Raw genomic sequence first — 18,550 nt, forward strand, 5'->3', positions numbered from 1 at the left:
CAATGAGCGATACGACTCAAAAATCCGGCCTCCACGGAGCCGGCGACGACGAATACACGCCCACCGGCACCGACCAGGTGGCTGAAAACCTGGCGGCCCTGGACGATGAAGAGGCCGAACTCCGTGCAGCCACCCTCCGGGCCGGCCTGGATGATTACGACCTCGACGAAGACGACGCCGCGCTGCTTAGCGGCGATTACGACGACGAGGGCGACGAAGGTCCCCTCAAGCTGGATCCGGTGCTTGCCATCATTGGCCGTCCGAACGTGGGCAAGTCCACCCTGGTCAACCGCATCCTGGGCCGCCGCGAGGCTGTCGTTGAGGACACCCCGGGTGTCACCCGCGACCGCGTGATGTACTCCGCGCGTTGGAATGGCCGTAACTTCACGTTGGTAGACACCGGTGGATGGGAACACGATGCCAAGGGCATCCACGCCCGCGTCGCCGAACAGGCCGAGATGGCTGTTGAGCTTGCCGACGCCGTTCTCTTCGTCGTGGATTCCGCCGTAGGCGCGACCGCCACGGATGAAGGCGTCATGAAGATGCTCCGCAAGAGCAAGAAGCCGGTCATCATGGTGGCCAACAAGGTGGATGACTTTGCGCAGGAAGCTGACTCCGCAGCGTTGTGGGGCCTTGGTTTCGGCCAGCCCTACCCGGTGTCCGCCCTGCATGGCCGCGGCGTCGCCGACCTCCTGGACCACGTCATGGACACCCTGCCCGAGTTCTCACTGGTGGAGGGCGTGGAGAGGTCCGGTGGCCCCCGCCGCATCGCCCTGATCGGCCGTCCGAACGTTGGCAAGTCCTCGCTGCTGAACAAGTTGGCCGGCTCCGAGCGCGTTGTTGTAGATCCACTGGCCGGCACTACGCGTGATCCCGTGGACGAGTTCATCGAACTCGGCGGCCGGACCTGGCGCTTCGTGGACACCGCGGGTATCCGCCGCCGCCAGCACATGGCACAGGGTGCCGATTTCTACGCGTCCCTGCGTACTCAGGCCGCACTCGAAAAGGCGGAGGTCGCCGTCGTGCTTCTGGCCGTCGATGAGGTCCTCAGCGAGCAAGATGTCCGCATCCTGCAGTTGGCCATTGAATCCGGGCGTGCCTTGGTACTCGCGTTCAACAAGTGGGACCTGCTCGACGACGAGCGCCGCCGCTACCTTGAGCGCGAAATCGAGCAGGACCTTGCCCACGTTGAGTGGGCTCCCCGCGTCAACATCTCTGCAAAGACCGGTTGGCACAAGGACCGTCTGGTTCCTGCCTTGGACACCGCGCTGGAGAGCTGGGACCGTCGCATCCCCACTGGTCGCCTGAATGCGTTCCTCGGTGAACTGGTTGCTGCCCACCCGCACCCTGTCCGTGGTGGCAAGCAGCCGCGTATCCTCTTCGGCACCCAGGCTTCCAGCCGCCCGCCGAAGTTCGTGCTCTTCACCACCGGCTTCCTGGATCCGGGATACCGGCGCTTTATCACGCGTCGCTTGCGCGAAACGTTCGGCTTCGAAGGCACGCCCATCGAGGTCAACATGCGCGTCCGCGAGAAGCGTGGCAAGAAGCGCTAAATGAGACGGGCATCACAGCCGAGTTTGGCCGTGATGGCGTTGGCACCCTCCAACTTCGTGTAAGCTTTTGGAGGTGGTTCGGCCGGACTGCTTAGGTGGGACTCTTCGGAGGAAAACCTGGGCGGAGAACGGTGGAACCAGCGGGCTGTAGCGCAGCTTGGTAGCGCACTTGACTGGGGGTCAAGGGGTCGCAGGTTCAAATCCTGTCAGCCCGACCATGAAGGCCGGAATCACGTGGAAACACGTGGTTCCGGCCTTTGGTCGTTAATGGTTACGAAGGGCCCCGGGCTTGTTCGTTGCACCCGCCGTTCAGCGCCGGGAAAAACGAACAAGGCCGGGATTCGGCTAAGCCTTCTGGAGCGCTCCGAGCGCGCGTACCAGGGGTTCGAGTTCGGGTACCTGCTCAGCGGCCTCCAGGGCGGACGCCAACGTCTCATCGTGGACCGGCTTGGCGGCCTCGAGGAGCTTCTGCCCGGCCACTGTGAGTTCGGTGTAGATCCCGCGGCGGTCATCGGCGCAGAGGATCCGCGTTAGCAGCCCGCGGTCCTCAAGACGGTTGACCAAGCGGGTGGTCGCACTGCTGGAAAGAGCCGTGGCCCGGGCAAGCTGCTGCATGCGCATGTGCCATCCGTCCTGTCGGCTGAGCGCGTCAAGCACCGCGTATTCCACCACGGACAGCTCACTCGAAGCCTGGAGGGCTTTCTCGAGTTCAGCCTCAATGCTTCCGTGAAGGGCAGCGAGGGTGCGCCATCCCTGTGCCCGTACTTCTACGGCGTCATCCTTGATGCCCATGCTGTTGTGCTCCTGCCTTGGTTTGAGTCTCAGTGCAGCCGCCCGAAAGTAGTTGCTTGCGCAATTAACTAGCGTGTGCAACTATATATACAGCGTCTGCAACTATTATTCTACGGGTTCCCAGGTGCGCACCTCCACCTTTCTCCCGGGGACCATTCCATTTAAGTTAAGGAGTTCCATATGCCCGCAGGGTTGATTGCCCTCGCCCTCGGCGGATTTGGCATCGGATTGACCGAATTCGTCATCATGGGCCTCTTGCCGGAGGTAGCGGCAGATTTCCAGGTGAGCGAGGCCTCGGCAGGCTGGTTCATTTCCGGCTATGCACTAAGCGTCACGGTCGGTGCCCTCCTGGTTACCGCCGCCGTCACCAGGCTTCCGCGAAAGCCGGTCCTTGTTGGACTGCTTGTCCTGTTCATCGCCGGCAACTTCCTCTCGGCCATCTCCGACTCGTACATGGCAATGCTGCTCGGCCGGATCATCGCGGCGTTGTGCCACGGAGCCTTCTTCGGAATCGGATCGGTTGTTGCGGCCAGCCTGGTTCCTGCCCACAAGAAGGCGGGGGCCATTGCCATCATGTTCACCGGACTCACTGCCGCCAACGTCCTCGGCGTACCTTTCGGCACCCTGCTCGGCCAGAACCTGGGCTGGCGTTCAACGTTTTGGGCCATTACAGGCATAGGCGTCATCGCCCTGCTCGGTGTCGCGTTGATGGTCCAGAAGGGGAGTGGGGATCCGACCAAGGGCCTCCGCGGTGAACTGGGAGCCTTTGCATCCGGCCAGGTGTGGCTTTCCATCGTCGTCACGATTCTGGGGTTTGGTGGCATGTTCGGCGCTTTCACGTACATCGCCTTCACGCTGACTGAAGTTTCCGGATTCGAGCCAGGCGCCGTCCCGTGGCTGTTGGTGATCTTCGGCGGCGGGCTGTTCGTGGGCAACTTCCTCGGCGGCAAGGCCGCTGACAAGGCGCTGGACAAGTCCCTTGTTGCCATTCTGGGCGGGTTGGTGCTGGTCCTGGTCTTCTTCGCCCTCACGGCGTCCAGCAGCATCGCTACCTTGGTCTCGTTGGCCCTCATGGGTGGTTTCGGTTTCGCAACGGTGCCCGGCCTGCAAATGCGCGTGATGCACTTTGCCTCCTCCGCGCCCACCCTGGCATCCGGTGCCAACATTGGCGCCTTCAATTTGGGTAATGCGCTGGGTGCTTGGCTCGGTGGAGTCACAATTTCGGCCGGCCTCGGCTACACCTCGCCCATCTGGGCGGGAGCTGCCTTAACTGTCGCCGCGTTGCTGGTTATGCTTGCCGCCTCTGCAGCAGCCACGCGCAAGGAGGCTATGGCAGCAAAGGCAGCAACGCCCGACGTCGAACGCGAACCTCAGGGGGCCACCGTCTCCTGACGCTTGATACGAGAAAGTGATAGCCCGCCGCGAACGGTTCAAGCGTTCCACGGCGGGCTTTTCCCTTTGGCCGACCTATGGCTTGGGGGTGCTGTCCCGGGCTTCCTGCTCTGCGCTCTTCGCAGCCCTGCTACGTTCGTTCTCGGCCTGCTTCAACACCTTCATTTGCTTGCCCCGCCTGCGCCAGAGGGCCCCAAGAACAGTGAGCACAACAAAAATCACGGCAGCCGCTACGGCCGAGATTGCCGTCCACGTGGTGAAGAAGCCGGCATCCACGCTCAAGGTGCGTTGTCCAGCGTGGGCGGATTCCGTTGTGCCGAAGACGATGCCCGCAGTCAAGAGGTTCGGCGTGGCGATCGCCACCGCTACAAGCAGGATCACGATCTTCCACGGCCAGGCGATGACTTTGTGCGTAGCCTGCCACGCCACCAAGAGTGGAATGAAGGTGAAGACGAAGCCGTAAAACATGCCCACCAGTACGCTTGCGCCGAGATCGCGCCGGATCTGTCCTGCTACGACGTCGGACCACCACCGGGGGAGTATGGCCCCAAGAATGAAGTAGGCGGCCACAGCGACAAGCAATGCCACCAGGATCAGAATTATTTTCACGCCCCAATTGCGTTTTTTCCGAGCCGGTACTTGTGCTTGTTCAGTCATGGGTCAATCATGGCAGAGACCTCATCAGGCACAGGGGAATTGTGCCTATACTTTCAGCGGTGGCCGGATGCCCGGGCCGCCGTCGAGATCCGTAAATGTCCCGATGAAAGGCGACCCATGAGCAATATCCCAGCCGATCTTTCCTACACCGCAGAGCACGAATGGGTTTCAGCACCTGACGCCGACGGCGTGGTGCGGATTGGTATTACCGACTTCGCGCAGGACGCCCTGGGCGACGTTGTCTACGCCCAGATGCCGGAACCCGGGACCAAGATCACCGGGAATGAAGTTGTTGGTGAGGTTGAATCCACCAAGAGCGTCAGTGATATCTATGCCCCTGTTAGCGGCGAAGTCATTAATCGGAATGACTCACTGGACCAGGATCCGGCACTCATCAACTCCGATCCTTACGGCGACGGTTGGCTTTTTGAAGTAAAGCTTGCAGAAGCCGACGCAGTGGATTCCCTGCTCAGTGCATCGGAGTACGAACAACAGGTAGGCTAAAGTTATCTGGCCCGCCCGGCTGCATTCCTTTAGCTGGGGACGCGGGAAGGCGGGCCAGCAACCGATTTGCCCGGCGGTACCGGGAGGCGGAAGTGGCTGGCAGAGTATGGAACTGCTGGCGGATGAGGAGGAAATTCCATGGTTGGCGGCGAACAGAATCAAGCCAATGTCGGGAAAGGCGCGGACGAGCAACCCTCGTCGGAGACCACCTCGATCAGCATCACGCCAACGTGGGATGAGCCAAGCGTTGCCCCCAGGCTTGCACCCGAAGAGCGTGCCTCCGTTGATGCCCTGCCGCCGGACTCTGCCTTGCTCATTGCGCACAGCGGACCAAACGCGGGAGCCCGGTTCCTCCTGGACGCCGATACCACGACGGCCGGCCGGCACCCCGATGCCGACATCTTCCTGGATGACGTCACTGTGTCCCGGAAGCACGTAGAGTTCCACCGCACCCCAACGGGCTTCGAACTCGTGGACATGGGTAGCCTCAATGGAACCTACGTGAACCACGACCGCGTGGACCGTGTGCAGCTGAAGAGTGGCAATGAGGTCCAGATCGGCAAGTTCCGTCTGACCTACTACTTGAGCCCTGGCCGCCCGGCTGGCCAAGTCTGACCCCGGGGTACCTGCCTGTGGCAATGGCCCAGCCGGAACGTCGCGGACCGCAGGTCCTGAACATAGGGGAAGTCCTGGCTCAATTGAGCGACGACTTTCCCGGCATGACAGCGTCCAAAATCCGCTTTCTTGAGGAAAAGGGCCTCATTAATCCCAAGCGGACCCCTGCGGGGTACAGGCAGTACGCGGACAGTGATGTTGAGCGCCTCCGTTTTGTTCTTGCCCTGCAGCGTGACCAGTACTTGCCACTCAAGGTCATCAAGGATTATCTGGACGCGATCGATCGCGGGGAACGGCCCGAGAACCTGCCTCCGGGCGTCACGGTGTCCCCCCGGGTGGTTTCGGCGGAAATGGCTGCGGAAATCCAGGGGCGCGCCCGCGCATTGACCGAAGAGCAACTCCGCACCGAATCGGGCGCAAGCGTGCCTTTGCTGGAATCGCTCCTGAGTTTCGGACTGATCAGCCACGTTGGCGGCAAGTTCGACGAACACGCCCTCCAGGTGGCGCGCGCCTGCGTCCAATTGGAGGGTCACGGCCTGGAGCCGCGCCACCTCCGCCCGTTCCAGGCTGCAGCCGAACGCGAGTTCGGCCTGGTGGAAAGGGCAGTTGCGCCCCTGACGTCCCGCCGCGACGCCGCGTCCCAAGCACGCGCTGCCGAGGCAGCGCGTGAAATCAGCGAACTGTGCCTGACACTGCACAGGGCGCTTGTCCACGACCGTATCTCCCGGATGGACACCTGATGATCGAAGTTGAAATTGTCGGCGTCCGGATCGAACTGCCGTCCAACCAGCCCTTGGTACTCCTGCGGGAAATCAAGGGGGAGCGGCACGTCCCCATCTGGATCGGCACACCTGAAGCCAGTGCCATCGCCTTGGCCCAGCAAGGCGTTGTCCCACCGCGGCCGATGACTCACGACCTCCTGATCGACGTCGTAGAGTCCTTGGGGCATTCCATCATCAGCGTCAACATCGTGGCAGTCGAAGACAACATCTTCTATGGACAGCTGCAATTCGACGACGGCACCGTGGTCAGTTCGCGCGCTTCTGATGCGTTGGCGCTTGCATTGCGGGCGAAGTGCCGCATTTGGTGTGCGGACGCTGTGATGGACGAGGCCGGGGTCCGGATCACCGAGCACGACGAAGGCGAAGATTCAGAGCCAGGTCCCAGCGTGGACGAAGAACGTGAAATGCGGCGTTTCCGGGAGTTCCTGGACGACGTCGAACCTGAGGATTTCGAAGGCTGAGTCACCCTAAGCCTAAAGTTGAGGGTGAAACTTTCGACACGACCGGATTTTGCGCCCGGGGTCTTTGACCTAGGGGCCTCCCGGGCCTAACGTCGAAGGTATCAAGTTCCCGTTGCATACACTGCCCGCGCAAGTCACACTGGAAGGTGCGGCTTGTGGGAATTACACGGCTGAATTTCGGCGTTGTGATCAGTGGTAGGCACCGTCCCCAAGGGAACTGAGAACAAGGAGGTCACGTGAGTCCGAAAGGCGAAGCAGGCGAGCTGAAGCAGGCCTCGACCGGCATTGCTGCGCCCGCATCCGGCGCCCAAGGTTTGCTCTTCACAGAGGACCTTCCTGTGCTGGACGAGGACGCGGGCTACCGCGGCCCGACTGCGTGCAAGGCTGCAGGTATCACGTACCGTCAGCTGGACTATTGGGCGCGCACGGGCTTGGTTGAGCCAGCCGTCCGCGGTGCTGCGGGTTCCGGCTCGCAACGCCTCTATGGTTTCCGGGACATCCTGGTGCTCAAGGTGGTCAAGCGTCTGCTTGACACCGGTGTGTCCCTGCAGCAGATCCGCTCAGCCGTCGAGCACCTTCGCGAGCGCGGCGTTGAAGATCTCGCGCAGATCACCCTGATGAGCGATGGCGCGAGTGTCTACGAATGTACCTCTGCCGATGAAGTCATTGACCTCGTGCAAGGCGGACAGGGTGTCTTTGGTATTGCCGTGGGACGTGTATGGCGGGAAGTTGAGGGAAGCCTTGCCGCGCTTCCGAGCGAACACGCCGCAGAGCAGTCCTTTCCGGACGACGAATTGAGCAAGCGGCGCGTTGCGCGCCGTATCGGTTAGAGCGCCCCACCAAACCTGGTTGCTACCTCACCGAATCTGGTTCTTAACGAAGAAGCCGCCTCCTAGGCATAGGAGGCGGCTTCTTCCGTTGTGGCTGCTGCCGGCACGTGCTGCTGCTGGCAGTTGCTCTGGCTGGAACATAGGGAGGCTAGCGCCGTTGGCGATCCCGGGTGGCCGTTTGGCCTTGGAGCAGGCTCTGCAGGAGCGCATCGAAGAGCTTTGCGGAGTTCTTGGCTGAATCCCCTGGCCAATGGTGTACCGAATGGGCCGCCCCTTGGATCTGCTGCCAGTTGGCTTGCTCGGGGATGTGCGGCGTCAACAGCAGTTCCCCGAACATGGATTCCATCTCAGCCAGGCGGAACGTGTGCTCTGCCGATCCGGTGCGGACCCGGTTGGCAACGATCCCGGCCGGGGCCAGGTTGGGAGCAAACTCCTGCCGGAACAACTGAATGGCGCGCATGGTCCGCTCGGTGCCGGCGACTGAGAAGAGGCCGGGCTCGGCGACGAGTACTACGCGGTCGCTCGCGCTCCATGCCATCCGTGTGAGCCCGTTCAACGAAGGCGGGCAATCGACAAGGATAAGTTCGTAGTTGGTTGTTCCTGCAAGGACGGCCGAGAGCCTGCGTAAGTCCCGGCGACCGAGGTCCGGACGGTCATAGATGCCCGTGAACGCCGATCCGACAGCCACGTCAAGCGTGCCGCCGCTGGAACCGTTGGAGACCCAGCTGCTGCTGGCAACGTTCTCGGGGAGTTTGGCTTTTCGGGGGCTCTTGAGCATGCGGCCAATATCCAGCTGCTCGCCGCGCTGGACACCGAGTGCCGTCGTAGCATCGGCATGGGGATCGAGGTCCACCACGAGGGTTGGAATGCCGGCTGCGAGGGCCGCGGACGCCAGGCCGGTGGTCACGGACGTCTTTCCCACTCCGCCTTTGAGGCTGCTGATGCTGACTACTTGCACTTGAAAACCCAAAACCTAACGCCGGTTGCCGTATCGCGCTGTTTTCCGCTCCGGGACCGCCGGAGCCGGGGCTTGCCGAAGCCCCTCCAACATCATATGGGGCAGGGCCGTGGATTCCCGCTTTCTACGCGCCCGGGCGCTTGGGGGATAGTGCTGGTAATAGCACGGTGGGGAGTCGCGCGCACGCATATACAGCCCAGATGACGATTCCATTGTGATGGTTGCCACAAAGATTTGTGTTTGATGCTGGCGGCACTACACACTGTGACCACCGACCGATCCACCCGCAATGATGCAGGAGAAGTATGTTTTCGAAAATTCTGGTGGCCAATCGCGGCGAAATCGCGATCAGGGCGTTTCGCGCTGGTTATGAACTGGGCGCCAAGACCGTAGCCGTCTTTCCGCACGAGGATCGTAACTCGATCCACCGGCAGAAGGCCGACGAAGCTTACCTGATCGGCGAGGTGGGCCACCCCGTCCGCGCCTACCTGGACGTCGAGGAGGTTGTCCGCGTCGCCAAGGAAGCCGGCGCCGACGCCATTTACCCCGGCTATGGCTTCCTCTCGGAAAACCCCGACTTGGCGCGTGCAGCAAAGGCCGCGGGGATCACCTTCGTAGGCCCGCCTGCGGAGGTCCTGGAGCTCGCAGGCAACAAGGTTGCCGCACTGGAAGCTGCCCGCAGGGCCGGTGTCCCGGTGTTGAAGTCGAGCAAGCCGTCAAAGGACCTCGACGAACTGATCGCGGCAGCAGACGAAATCGGCTTCCCGATCTTCGCCAAGGCTGTGGCCGGCGGTGGTGGACGTGGCATGCGTCGCGTGGAGACACGTGAAGCCCTCCCCGAAGCCCTGCAGTCAGCAATGCGCGAGGCCGATGCCGCCTTCGGCGATCCCACCATGTTCCTTGAGCAGGCCGTGCTGCGTCCGCGCCACATCGAAGTGCAGATCCTGGCGGATGCCGAGGGCAACGTGATGCACCTGTTCGAGCGTGACTGTTCCTTGCAGCGCCGTCACCAGAAGGTCGTGGAAATCGCGCCCGCACCGAACCTGGATGAAAACATCCGCCAAGCGCTCTACCGTGATGCAGTGGCCTTCGCCAAGGCCCTGAACTACGTCAACGCCGGAACCGTCGAGTTCCTGGTTGACACCGAAGGCGAGCGTGCAGGCCAGCACGTCTTCATCGAAATGAATCCCCGCATCCAGGTGGAGCACACCGTCACCGAGGAAATCACCGATGTGGACCTCGTCCAGGCGCAGATGCGCATTGCCTCCGGCGAGACCCTGGCAGATCTCGGGTTGAGCCAGGAAACGGTCTCCATCAAGGGCGCCGCCCTGCAGTGCCGCATCACCACAGAGGACCCGGCCAACGGCTTCCGTCCTGACGTCGGAAAGATCACGGGTTACCGCTCAGCTGGTGGCGCCGGCGTGCGTCTCGACGGCGGCACGGTCTACTCCGGCGCCGAGATCAGCCCGCACTTCGACTCGATGCTCGTCAAGCTGACCTGTCGTGGCCGCGACTACCCGGCCGCCGTTGCCCGTGCGCGACGCGGCCTGGCGGAATTCCGCATCCGTGGCGTGTCCACCAACATTCCTTTCCTGCAGGCCGTGCTCGCCGATCCGGACTTCAACGCCGGCAACGTGGCCACGGACTTTATCGACAAGCGTCCGGAGCTGCTCAAGTCGCACATCTCCGCGGACCGCGGCACCAAGCTGCTGACGTGGCTTGCCGATGTCACCGTCAACAAGCCCAATGGCGAGCTCACGGTCCACTCCGACCCCGCCACCAAGCTGCCCGTCGTTGAAGGTCCGGTCCCCACCTCCGGTTCCCGCCAGAGGCTGCTGGAGCTCGGTCCTGAGGGATTCGCCAAGGCACTGCGCGAACAGCAGGCTGTGGCCGTTACGGACACCACGTTCCGTGATGCCCACCAGTCCTTGCTGGCCACCCGTGTCCGTACCCGCGACCTCGTGGCTGCCGGCCCGGCAGTCACCGCCCTGATGCCGGAGTTGCTTTCGGTGGAGGCCTGGGGCGGTGCAACGTACGACGTCGCGCTCCGCTTCCTTGGCGAGGATCCCTGGGACCGCTTGGCTGCTTTGCGCCAGGCGCTGCCGAACACATGTATCCAGATGCTGCTCCGCGGGCGCAACACCGTTGGCTACACGCCGTACCCGGAAGAGGTGACCGAGGCGTTCGTCAACGAGGCCGCGGCCACCGGTATTGACATCTTCCGCATCTTCGACGCCCTCAACGACGTCAACCAGATGGCTCCGGCAATCCGGGCTGTGCGTGCAACGGGGACTGCCGTCGCAGAGGTCGCACTCTGCTACACAGGCAACCTCCTTGACCCGAATGAGGACCTGTACACCCTCGACTACTACCTGGACCTTGCCCAGAAAATCGTCGACGCCGGTGCCCACATCCTGGCCATCAAGGACATGGCAGGACTCCTGCGTCCCGCTGCGGCTTCCAAGCTCGTCTCGGCCCTGCGTGAGCGCTTCGACCTTCCGGTCCACCTGCACACGCACGACACCGCCGGTGGCCAGCTCGCCACGCTGCTGGCAGCCGTCGATGCCGGAGTCGACGCCGTCGATGTCGCCGCTGCTTCGCTGGCAGGCACTACCAGCCAGCCTGCCGCGTCGGCCCTCGTTGCAGCCTTGGCCAACACACCGCGCGATACCGGGCTTAACCTGGCAAACGTCGGTGCGCTGGAACCCTACTGGGAGGCCGTCCGCCGCGTATACGCGCCCTTCGAGTCCGGCCTGCCCGGTCCCACAGGCCGCGTCTACCAGCACGAAATCCCCGGTGGCCAGCTGTCCAACCTTCGCCAGCAGGCCATTGCGTTGGGGTTGGGGGAGCAGTTCGAAGCCATCGAGGACATGTACACGGCTGCAGACCGCATCCTGGGCCGCCTGGTCAAGGTGACTCCGTCCTCCAAGGTGGTGGGCGACCTCGCCCTGCACCTGGTTGGACTCAACGCAGATCCCGCGGACTTCAATGAGAATCCGCAGAACTACGACATCCCGGATTCGGTCATTGGCTTCCTTTCCGGCGAACTCGGCGATCCTCCCGGAGGCTGGCCTGAGCCGTTCCGTACCAAGGCCCTCCAAGGCCGCAGCATCAAGGTGCGTGACATCGAGATCAGCGCCGAGGACAGTGCCGCGCTGAAGGGTGATTCGAAGACCCGCCAGCACACGCTGAACCGGCTTCTCTTCGCAGGTCCTACCAAGGACTACCTCAAGAGCGTTGAGACCTACGGCAACATCTCCGTGCTGGACACACGCGATTACCTTTACGGGCTGCAGCGCGGCGCTGAGCACGTCATCGAGCTGGAGAAGGGTGTACGGCTGATCGCGCAGCTGGAAGCCGTCTCCGAGGCCGACGAGAAGGGCATGCGCACGGTCATGTGCACGCTCAACGGCCAGTCGCGTCCGGTCGTTGTCCGTGACCGTTCCGTGGTGAGCAACGTCAAGGCGGCAGAGAAGGCCGACCCCGCACAGCCCGGCCAGGTCGCAGCCCCGTTCGCCGGGGCCGTCACGGTAACGGTGAAAGCGGGCGACGTCGTCAACGCGGGCGACACCGTTGCCACGATTGAGGCAATGAAGATGGAAGCATCCATCACGACGCCTGTGGCCGGCACGGTCTCGCGCCTCGCCATCTCCTCGGTGGAGCAGGTCCAAGGCGGCGACTTGCTGCTGGTGATCGGCTAGCGATCCACCAACGAAAACCCCTTCCGGGAAGAATTCCGGAAGGGGTTTTTCGTTTGCCGCGTTGGGCTTGTTTACTGGAGGTGCCTGGGCCCTAGTGTGCGCGGGGCGCTGAGTACATTTCTTCGATCACGGCCTCAAAGTCCTTCATGACCTGCGCACGCTTGACCTTCAACGATGGAGTGAGGTGGCCGGAGGCTTCCGTGAAGTCCGCCGGAACTATCCGGAAGGACTTGATGGCCTCCGCCTGGGAAACGGACTGGTTCGCTTTGCTGATGAGGTCCTGGACGGCCGCTTTTACTACGGCGTTCTCCGCGGCTTCAGCGAGCGTGGTGCTGGAAGCGAGCCCATGGCGTTCCAGCCATCCCGGCAAAGCCTCTTCATCCAACGTCACCAAGGCGCCGATGAAGGGACGGTTGTCACCCACCACCAGTACCTGGGAAACCAGGGCGTCCGCGCGGATTTGATCCTCCAACAGCGCCGGAACCACGTTCTTGCCACCTGCAGTGACAATGATTTCCTTCTTGCGTCCGGTGATCTTGAGGAATCCGTTGCTGTCCAGCTCACCGATGTCGCCGGTGCGGAACCACCCATCGGCAAAGGTTTCCTCCGTGAGGTCTTCCCGCTTGTAGTAACCACGCATGACGCAGACGCCCTTGGCGAGGATCTCGCCGTCGTCAGCGATTTTGACGGCGTTGCCGGGAAGCGGGGCGCCCACGGTGCCGATCCTGATCATGGAGGGCGTGTTGACGGAAATCGGGGCCGTGGTTTCCGTAAGGCCGTATCCCTCCAGGATCTGGAGGCCTATGCCCTGGAAGAAGTGGCCCAGGCGTTCGCCTAAAGGGCCACCGCCGGAGACGGCGTGGGCCACATGGCCGCCCATGGCGTGGCGGAGCTTTCCGTAGACGAGTTTGTCGAAGACCGCATGCTTGATCTTCAAACCCAATCCAAGGGAACCTGCCTGGCGCGCCTTGGAGTACTCAATCGCCGTGTCCACGGCCCGGTGGAAGATGGCGCCCTTGCCGCTGTCCTCCGCTTTTGTCAGCGCTGAGTTGTAGACCTTTTCGAAGACACGCGGTACGGCAAGGATGAACGTTGGCTGGAAGCTTTGGAGATCGGCCAGCAGATGCTTGATATCCGGAGTATGGGCAACTTTGACGCCTCCTGCCACGGCCAGCACGGAGATGAAGCGCGCAAAAACGTGGGCCAACGGGAGGAACATGATGGTCTTGGCCGACTCGTTGATGATCTCGCCAAGTGCCGCACGTGCATTCTCGGAGAGTTCCACGAAGTTTCCGTGGGTCAGCTCGCAGCCCTTGGGCCGGCCCGTGGTTCCGGAGGTGTAAATGATGGTTGCCAGGTCCGAGAGGCCTGCGGCCGAGCGGCGGGCCTCGAGTTCCTCATCCGTCACGCCGGCCCCGGCGGTGCGGAGGGCATCAAGGCCGGCCCCCTCAAGTTGCCAGACGTTGGCCACTGACTGTATGTCTTCGGCGGCGACGGCCTGCCGGATGATGTCCTCGTGGTGCGCGGCTTCACCGAAGGCTGCCACAGCGCCGGAGTCGCCCAGGTTCCATGCCACCTGGGAAGGGGAAGAGGTCTCATAGATCGGGACGGAAACGGCTCCAGCGAACCAGATGGCAAAGTCCACCAAGGACCACTCGTACCGGGTGCGCGACATGATGCCCACGCGGTCGCCGGCGCCCACTCCACTGGCGATAAGGCCCTTGGCCAAGGCTTTGACGTCGGCAAGGAAGTCAGTGGCGCGGATGTCCTGCCACTGTGCATTGCTGTCCAGCTTGGCGAACAGTGCCGGGTTGGAGGCCTTGGCGGCTTCCCGGACTACGAGGTCCGTGATGTTGGTTTCAGGGGCAACATTGACAAGAGGCGGAACACTGAATTCACGCACGGTAGCTCCTTTGATATCCACGGGCCACGAGGGGGCTGGTTCCACTCTAGTATGCCCACTCGCGGAGGTGTGTCCTATTTCACCTACTGGCGAGTAACTTTACGGATGAGCCTCTGTTTCGAGCAACTTGGCGCCATCCGCCGGTTCAGATGTCTGGCTGCCGATGCCGGCAGAATAGGATGTTGGGATGCCTTCACTACGGTCCAGTTCCCGTGCCCGGCCCCGGCCACCCGTCGCTGCCTTGAAGGACGTTCCCTGGGCTGGGCGCAGGAGTCATTTGGGCAGGCGGGGGCTTGCCATCGGCATCGATATCGGCGGCACCAAGGTAGCTGCCGGCGTAGTCGATGCCGAGGGCAGGATCCTTGCTGAGGCACGCAGGTCCACGCCCGGTGCCGACCCCCGGGCCGTGGAGCAGACAATCGTGGAACTGGTCGACGAGCTCAGCGCGGACCACCGGATTGCCTCCGTGGGTATTGGCGCTGCGGGTTGGATGGACCTCGACGGCGGTACGGTCCTGTTCAGTCCGCATCTGGCCTGGCGTAATGAGCCGCTGAGGGAAAGCCTCCAGACTCTGTTGAGGAGGCCGGTTCTGCTGACAAACGACGCCGACGCGGCCGCCTGGGCTGAGTGGCGCTTTGGTGCCGGCCAGGGTGAGAGCCGCTTGGTGTGCATCACCTTGGGCACGGGCATCGGGGGTGCCATGGTGATGGACGGGCGGGTAGAGCGCGGCCGTTACGGCGTGGCTGGCGAATTCGGCCATCAGATCATTTTCCCGGGCGGACATCGTTGCGAATGCGGCAACCGCGGCTGCTGGGAGCAGTACGCGTCGGGCAACGCACTCGGCCGTGAAGCCCGCCAATTGGTGCGGACCAACTCGCCTGAGGGCCGCGCACTCCTGGAACGGGCGGGCGGTGTGGAGGAGGGCATCACGGGCGCTGCAGTCACAGCCTTGGCTCTTGCAGGGGATTCCACGTCGCGGGAACTGCTGGCGGACCAGGGCGAATGGCTGGGCCTGGGGCTGGCGAACCTCGCCGCGGCCCTGGATCCGGGCATGTTCGTGATCGGCGGCGGTTTGTGCGACGCCGGGGACCTGCTTGTCGGGCCTGCTCGTGAGGCATTCGCCAGAAACCTTACGGGCCGCGGATTTCGTCCGATGGCAAGGATTGAGCTTGCCGCCCTGGGGCCCCGTGCCGGCATGATTGGCGCTGCAGACCTTTCCCGGGTCAGTGGCCGTGCCCATAACTAGGCCGGCGGCCCGTGACCAGGCCAGTCGGCTGCCCATGACCAGTCCAGCCGGCAGGGGCACTTAGATGCGTGCGCCGTCGTCGTCCTCATTCTTCTCATGCGGTAGCCGCATGATGAGGTAGATGACGGAAGCTGCAAAGGCCGCCACTATGCCAAGGATGGCCAGCAAGGGTGCCGAACGCCAAAACATCGCGGTAAAAAGCAGCGCGAGCGGCCCACCCACGGCACCGATCCATGCCAGCATGGTCAGCGGCTCGGTTCCAACCAGGCTGGGAGGATCCTCGGGGACGAAGCCGTCGTCGTCATCGTCCACCTCGAAATCCCGGGGACCCAGAGACCTGCCTTCCAATTCTTCGGGTCCCCCGTCCGCTGTTTGGGCCTCAGGCGTTGCTGCCGCGGCCGGAGACGACAGTCCCAGCGGATCAAAGTCCTTGAAGCCCTTTGGTGCGTCTTCCTTGGCTGGTCCGGCTCCTGCCCCATCAGGTCCCTGCCGACCCCGTTCCGGGGCATCATTGAGCGTCGACGATTCCGTTGCTTCCAGCCGGGCCACCAAATCCAACCAGATGGCGTCGTCATCCTTGTTGGCGCTCTGATCGGCAGAGTTGGGATCAGGCCTGTTCATCGGCTTTGTCCTTCTCGAGGGAAGACCCGTCGCCGGCCAGGGCCGCCATGGTCTTTTGGATGAAGTCGACAGTTCCCGCGAAGATCTCAGGGGCGTCGTTGTCAAGGGTCGCAACATGATGGCTGTTGCCGAGGTACGTGACGTCAACGGGAGCCTGGACCCGTGCCCGGAGGAATTCAAGGCTGGCGTTGGAGATGACATTGTCCACAGTGGATCGGAAGACCCGGACGGGCGATGTAATGCGCGGCAGCATCGCGGCAGTGTCCTTATACATCTTCTTCAACTCGTGGGCCGCCGCAACCGGGGTACGGGCATACGCCCCTTCGTCCTGGTCGGGCTTCAAAATGTCATTGGCGATGGCCGGAGTGCTCTTCATGACGTACTTGAGTGCAGCAACGATGACAGCTCGCGGGTCATCAAGCACCAAGCCCGGGTTGACCACGATGGTGCCGGCCACAGGCCGTGTCGCCGCAATGCGCAGCGCCAGCGTGCCGCCCATGGAGAGCCCGGCCGCGAAAACGAAATCGCATTCGCCAGCCAGTTCCCTGTAGGAATCGTCAACAGCGCGGTGCCATTCGCGCCATGAACGGGTGGCCATGTCCTGCCAGGTTGTTCCGTGACCGGGGAGCAACGGAACCCTGACGGCATATCCCGCCGCTGCCAAGTGCTCGGCCCAAGGCCGGACGCTATGCGGGCTTCCCGTGAACCCGTGCGACATGACGACACCAACGCGGGGGCCGGAGCCAGTCCAGTTGCTGAGGAACGGGGAGAAATCGGGAAGCATTTTCATGATGACTCTGAGGCTACTCTGTCCATGGCATGCTGACGGAAAAACTCGGCTGATTCTTCAAAGATGGTGGGTGCATCCACATCCAGGGTGGCCACGTGGCCGCTGGCCGGGAGGGTAACCACCTTGAGCCGGGATGGGTCCATATGCCTGGTGATCATGGCCACGGAACTGGGCGGGACCACACCGTCCATCGAAGACTTGAAGACCAGCGCGGGTGCTTGGATTTGCGGCAGTGCGCGGGTTGCTTGACGGAACAACTTCTTCAGCTCATGCACGGACTTCAACGGCGTCTTCGAGTAGTCACCGTCGTCAGTGGCGGTCGCCGTCGGTTGTTCTTCCTCAATGGGCGAGGTGGTCGGCATGACGTACTTGAGCGCTCCCACGTACCGCACCCGGCGGTCATAGAAACTCAACCCCGGGTTCACCAGGACCAGTCCTGGAACATCGTGCCGTGAAGCGACACGGAGCGCCACGGCCCCGCCCATGGACAAACCTGCCACGAAACACGTTTCGGTCTTGGCGGCAAGGTCCAGATAGCTTCGCTCAAACGTTTTGTACCAGTCCTGCCAGCGGGTGGTAGCAAGATCGTGCCAGCTGGTTCCGTGACCGGGAAGCAAGGGAACTGAAACCGCAAAGCCTTGACCGGCCAGGTACTCCGCCCAGGGCAGGATGCTCAGCGGGCTACCGGTAAATCCGTGGCAGATGGCTACTCCGGTGGAAGCGTTGGCTCCGTGGCCGGAATGGTGGAAGGCGAGCGGCGCGGCTGGTTGGTTGCGTTCCGTCATGGCTCCATCGTGTCACTCTTCGCGACATTTCTCACTGGAGTAGGGTTGCTGTTGAGTGCCGCCGAGCAGCCCGGACGGACGCCAGTAAAACGGCCGTGAGAGGACAAACGTGTTCTATTGGGTCATGAAGAGGATCTTCCTTGGTCCTGTTCTCAAGCTCCTGTTCAGGCCATGGGTCAAAGGGCTGGACAACGTCCCCGAAAACGGCCCCGCAATCCTGGCGTCCAACCATCTGTCCTTCTCGGACTCCATCTTCCTTCCCCTGATGGTGGATCGGCCGGTGATCTTCCTTGCCAAGTCCGAGTACTTCACCGGCAAGGGCCTCAAGGGCCGCTTGACCGCGCTGTTCTTCAGGTTGAGCAACCAGTTGCCCATGGACCGTTCCGGCGGCGCCGCATCGGAGCTATCCCTGCAAGCCGGGAAGGACGTCCTGAATTCCGGTGGGCTGTTGGGCATCTACCCGGAAGGCACCCGGAGTCCGGACGCCAAGCTCTACCGCGGCAAGGTAGGTGTTGCACGACTCGCACTACAAACCCGGGTCCCTGTGGTGCCGGTAGCCATGATCGGCACGGAAAAGGTCCAGCCCATTGGCAAGAGGTTGCCGAGCATCCGGCGTATCGGCGTGATCTTCGGGCAGCCCTTGGACTTTAGCCGCTACTACGGCATGGAGGATGACCGGCTCATTCAAAGGGCCGCAACTGACGAAATCATGTACGAACTCATGCGGCTTTCCGGCCAGGAGTATGTGGACGAATATGCCGCAGTGGTCAAGGCCCGGTTGGATGGCAAAGGCCCTGGGACGGTAGGGAAAGTCAAGGCAGCCGAGGAGGCACCTTCAGACATTGCCGATGACAAGGACCAACCCAAGGAGGATGGGGGAGCAGGCAGCGGGGCACTGTGACGCATCCGGCAGTGACAGTTACGCCTGCAGTGCCCCAACCTTGGCGGAGGCTACTACTC

General features: G+C 62.6%; 17 protein-coding genes and 1 tRNA gene. 11 read left to right on the forward strand and 7 right to left on the reverse strand.

Translation table 11 applies throughout. From position 1 onward, the window contains the following. The first annotated feature begins 2 nt into the window (after nucleotides 1-2). Nucleotides 3-1,553, forward strand: coding sequence for a ribosome biogenesis GTPase Der (der, locus tag LDN75_RS08295; protein WP_216922908.1), 1,551 nt, complete (start codon nucleotides 3-5; stop codon nucleotides 1,551-1,553). A gap of 141 nt (nucleotides 1,554-1,694) precedes the next feature. Continuing rightward, nucleotides 1,695-1,771: transfer RNA gene (locus LDN75_RS08300), tRNA-Pro, on the forward strand. A gap of 127 nt (nucleotides 1,772-1,898) precedes the next feature. On the opposite strand, the gene LDN75_RS08305 is transcribed toward LDN75_RS08300, so the two are convergent. After that, a complete protein-coding gene (locus tag LDN75_RS08305; RefSeq protein WP_223936654.1) occupies nucleotides 1,899-2,345 on the reverse strand; it encodes a MarR family transcriptional regulator in 447 nt (148 codons plus the stop codon). A 180-nt stretch (nucleotides 2,346-2,525) separates the two neighbouring features. Here LDN75_RS08305 and LDN75_RS08310 point away from each other — a divergent pair, with 180 nt between their 5' ends. Next, the gene (locus LDN75_RS08310; RefSeq protein ID WP_223936655.1) at nucleotides 2,526-3,737 is read left to right on the forward strand and encodes an MFS transporter; all 1,212 of its coding nucleotides are present in this window, start codon (nucleotides 2,526-2,528) and stop codon (nucleotides 3,735-3,737) included. 75 nt (nucleotides 3,738-3,812) lie between these two features. Here the strand turns inward: LDN75_RS08310 and LDN75_RS08315 are convergent, their stop codons facing one another. Beyond that, nucleotides 3,813-4,394 (reverse strand): hypothetical protein, encoded by a 582-nt coding sequence (locus LDN75_RS08315; protein ID WP_223936656.1) that lies wholly within the window; start codon nucleotides 4,392-4,394, stop codon nucleotides 3,813-3,815. A 117-nt stretch (nucleotides 4,395-4,511) separates the two neighbouring features. Here LDN75_RS08315 and gcvH point away from each other — a divergent pair, with 117 nt between their 5' ends. The 5 genes from gcvH (at nucleotide 4,512) to LDN75_RS08340 (ending at nucleotide 7,586) form a co-directional block, all read left to right on the forward strand. Beyond that, nucleotides 4,512-4,898 (forward strand): glycine cleavage system protein GcvH, encoded by a 387-nt coding sequence (gene gcvH, locus LDN75_RS08320; protein WP_216922914.1) that lies wholly within the window; start codon nucleotides 4,512-4,514, stop codon nucleotides 4,896-4,898. Between the two features lie 138 nt (nucleotides 4,899-5,036). Beyond that, nucleotides 5,037-5,513 carry an FHA domain-containing protein gene (locus tag LDN75_RS08325; protein WP_223936657.1) on the forward strand — a complete coding sequence of 159 codons (477 nt, stop codon included), beginning with the start codon at nucleotides 5,037-5,039 and terminating at the stop codon, nucleotides 5,511-5,513. Between the two features lie 23 nt (nucleotides 5,514-5,536). After that, nucleotides 5,537-6,253 carry a MerR family transcriptional regulator gene (locus LDN75_RS08330; RefSeq protein ID WP_223936658.1) on the forward strand — a complete coding sequence of 239 codons (717 nt, stop codon included), beginning with the start codon at nucleotides 5,537-5,539 and terminating at the stop codon, nucleotides 6,251-6,253. Further along, complete coding sequence (locus tag LDN75_RS08335; protein WP_223936659.1) at nucleotides 6,253-6,756, forward strand: bifunctional nuclease family protein; 504 nt, start codon at nucleotides 6,253-6,255, stop codon at nucleotides 6,754-6,756. Before LDN75_RS08330 ends, LDN75_RS08335 begins: the two co-directional genes overlap by 1 nt. A gap of 236 nt (nucleotides 6,757-6,992) precedes the next feature. Continuing rightward, nucleotides 6,993-7,586, forward strand: a complete 594-nt coding sequence (locus LDN75_RS08340; RefSeq protein WP_216922922.1) for a MerR family transcriptional regulator — start codon at nucleotides 6,993-6,995, stop codon at nucleotides 7,584-7,586. Nucleotides 7,587-7,734: 148 nt separating this feature from the next. Here LDN75_RS08340 and LDN75_RS08345 read toward each other — a convergent pair whose 3' ends face one another. Beyond that, nucleotides 7,735-8,544, reverse strand: a complete 810-nt coding sequence (locus LDN75_RS08345) for a ParA family protein (RefSeq protein ID WP_223936660.1) — start codon at nucleotides 8,542-8,544, stop codon at nucleotides 7,735-7,737. Nucleotides 8,545-8,849: 305 nt separating this feature from the next. Between LDN75_RS08345 and LDN75_RS08350 the strand changes: the two genes are divergently transcribed. After that, the gene (locus LDN75_RS08350; RefSeq protein WP_223936661.1) at nucleotides 8,850-12,245 is read left to right on the forward strand and encodes a pyruvate carboxylase; all 3,396 of its coding nucleotides are present in this window, start codon (nucleotides 8,850-8,852) and stop codon (nucleotides 12,243-12,245) included. 91 nt (nucleotides 12,246-12,336) lie between these two features. Here LDN75_RS08350 and LDN75_RS08355 read toward each other — a convergent pair whose 3' ends face one another. After that, entirely contained in the window at nucleotides 12,337-14,148 is a 1,812-nt protein-coding gene (locus tag LDN75_RS08355; RefSeq protein WP_223936662.1) for a long-chain fatty acid--CoA ligase, read from the reverse strand. Between the two features lie 187 nt (nucleotides 14,149-14,335). Here LDN75_RS08355 and LDN75_RS08360 point away from each other — a divergent pair, with 187 nt between their 5' ends. Next, a complete protein-coding gene (locus LDN75_RS08360; protein WP_223936663.1) occupies nucleotides 14,336-15,394 on the forward strand; it encodes an ROK family glucokinase in 1,059 nt (352 codons plus the stop codon). Nucleotides 15,395-15,454: 60 nt separating this feature from the next. On the opposite strand, the gene LDN75_RS08365 is transcribed toward LDN75_RS08360, so the two are convergent. The 3 genes from LDN75_RS08365 to LDN75_RS08375 are packed head-to-tail and all read right to left on the reverse strand — an operon-like array spanning nucleotide 15,455 to nucleotide 17,590. Further along, a complete protein-coding gene (locus LDN75_RS08365) occupies nucleotides 15,455-16,015 on the reverse strand; it encodes a hypothetical protein (RefSeq protein WP_223936664.1) in 561 nt (186 codons plus the stop codon). Continuing rightward, nucleotides 16,002-16,805: an alpha/beta fold hydrolase gene (locus LDN75_RS08370; RefSeq protein ID WP_223936665.1), complete on the reverse strand. Its 804-nt coding sequence runs from the start codon at nucleotides 16,803-16,805 to the stop codon at nucleotides 16,002-16,004. The genes LDN75_RS08365 and LDN75_RS08370 overlap by 14 nt, the downstream gene beginning before the upstream one ends. After that, complete coding sequence (locus LDN75_RS08375; RefSeq protein ID WP_223936666.1) at nucleotides 16,802-17,590, reverse strand: alpha/beta fold hydrolase; 789 nt, start codon at nucleotides 17,588-17,590, stop codon at nucleotides 16,802-16,804. Before LDN75_RS08375 ends, LDN75_RS08370 begins: the two co-directional genes overlap by 4 nt. Nucleotides 17,591-17,699: 109 nt before the next feature. Between LDN75_RS08375 and LDN75_RS08380 the strand changes: the two genes are divergently transcribed. Then, the gene (locus LDN75_RS08380; protein WP_223936668.1) at nucleotides 17,700-18,491 is read left to right on the forward strand and encodes a lysophospholipid acyltransferase family protein; all 792 of its coding nucleotides are present in this window, start codon (nucleotides 17,700-17,702) and stop codon (nucleotides 18,489-18,491) included. Nucleotides 18,492-18,550 lie beyond the last annotated feature (59 nt).

The organism is Arthrobacter sp. StoSoilB5 (assembly GCF_019977235.1).
In the GTDB taxonomy this organism is placed as follows: domain Bacteria; phylum Actinomycetota; class Actinomycetes; order Actinomycetales; family Micrococcaceae; genus Arthrobacter.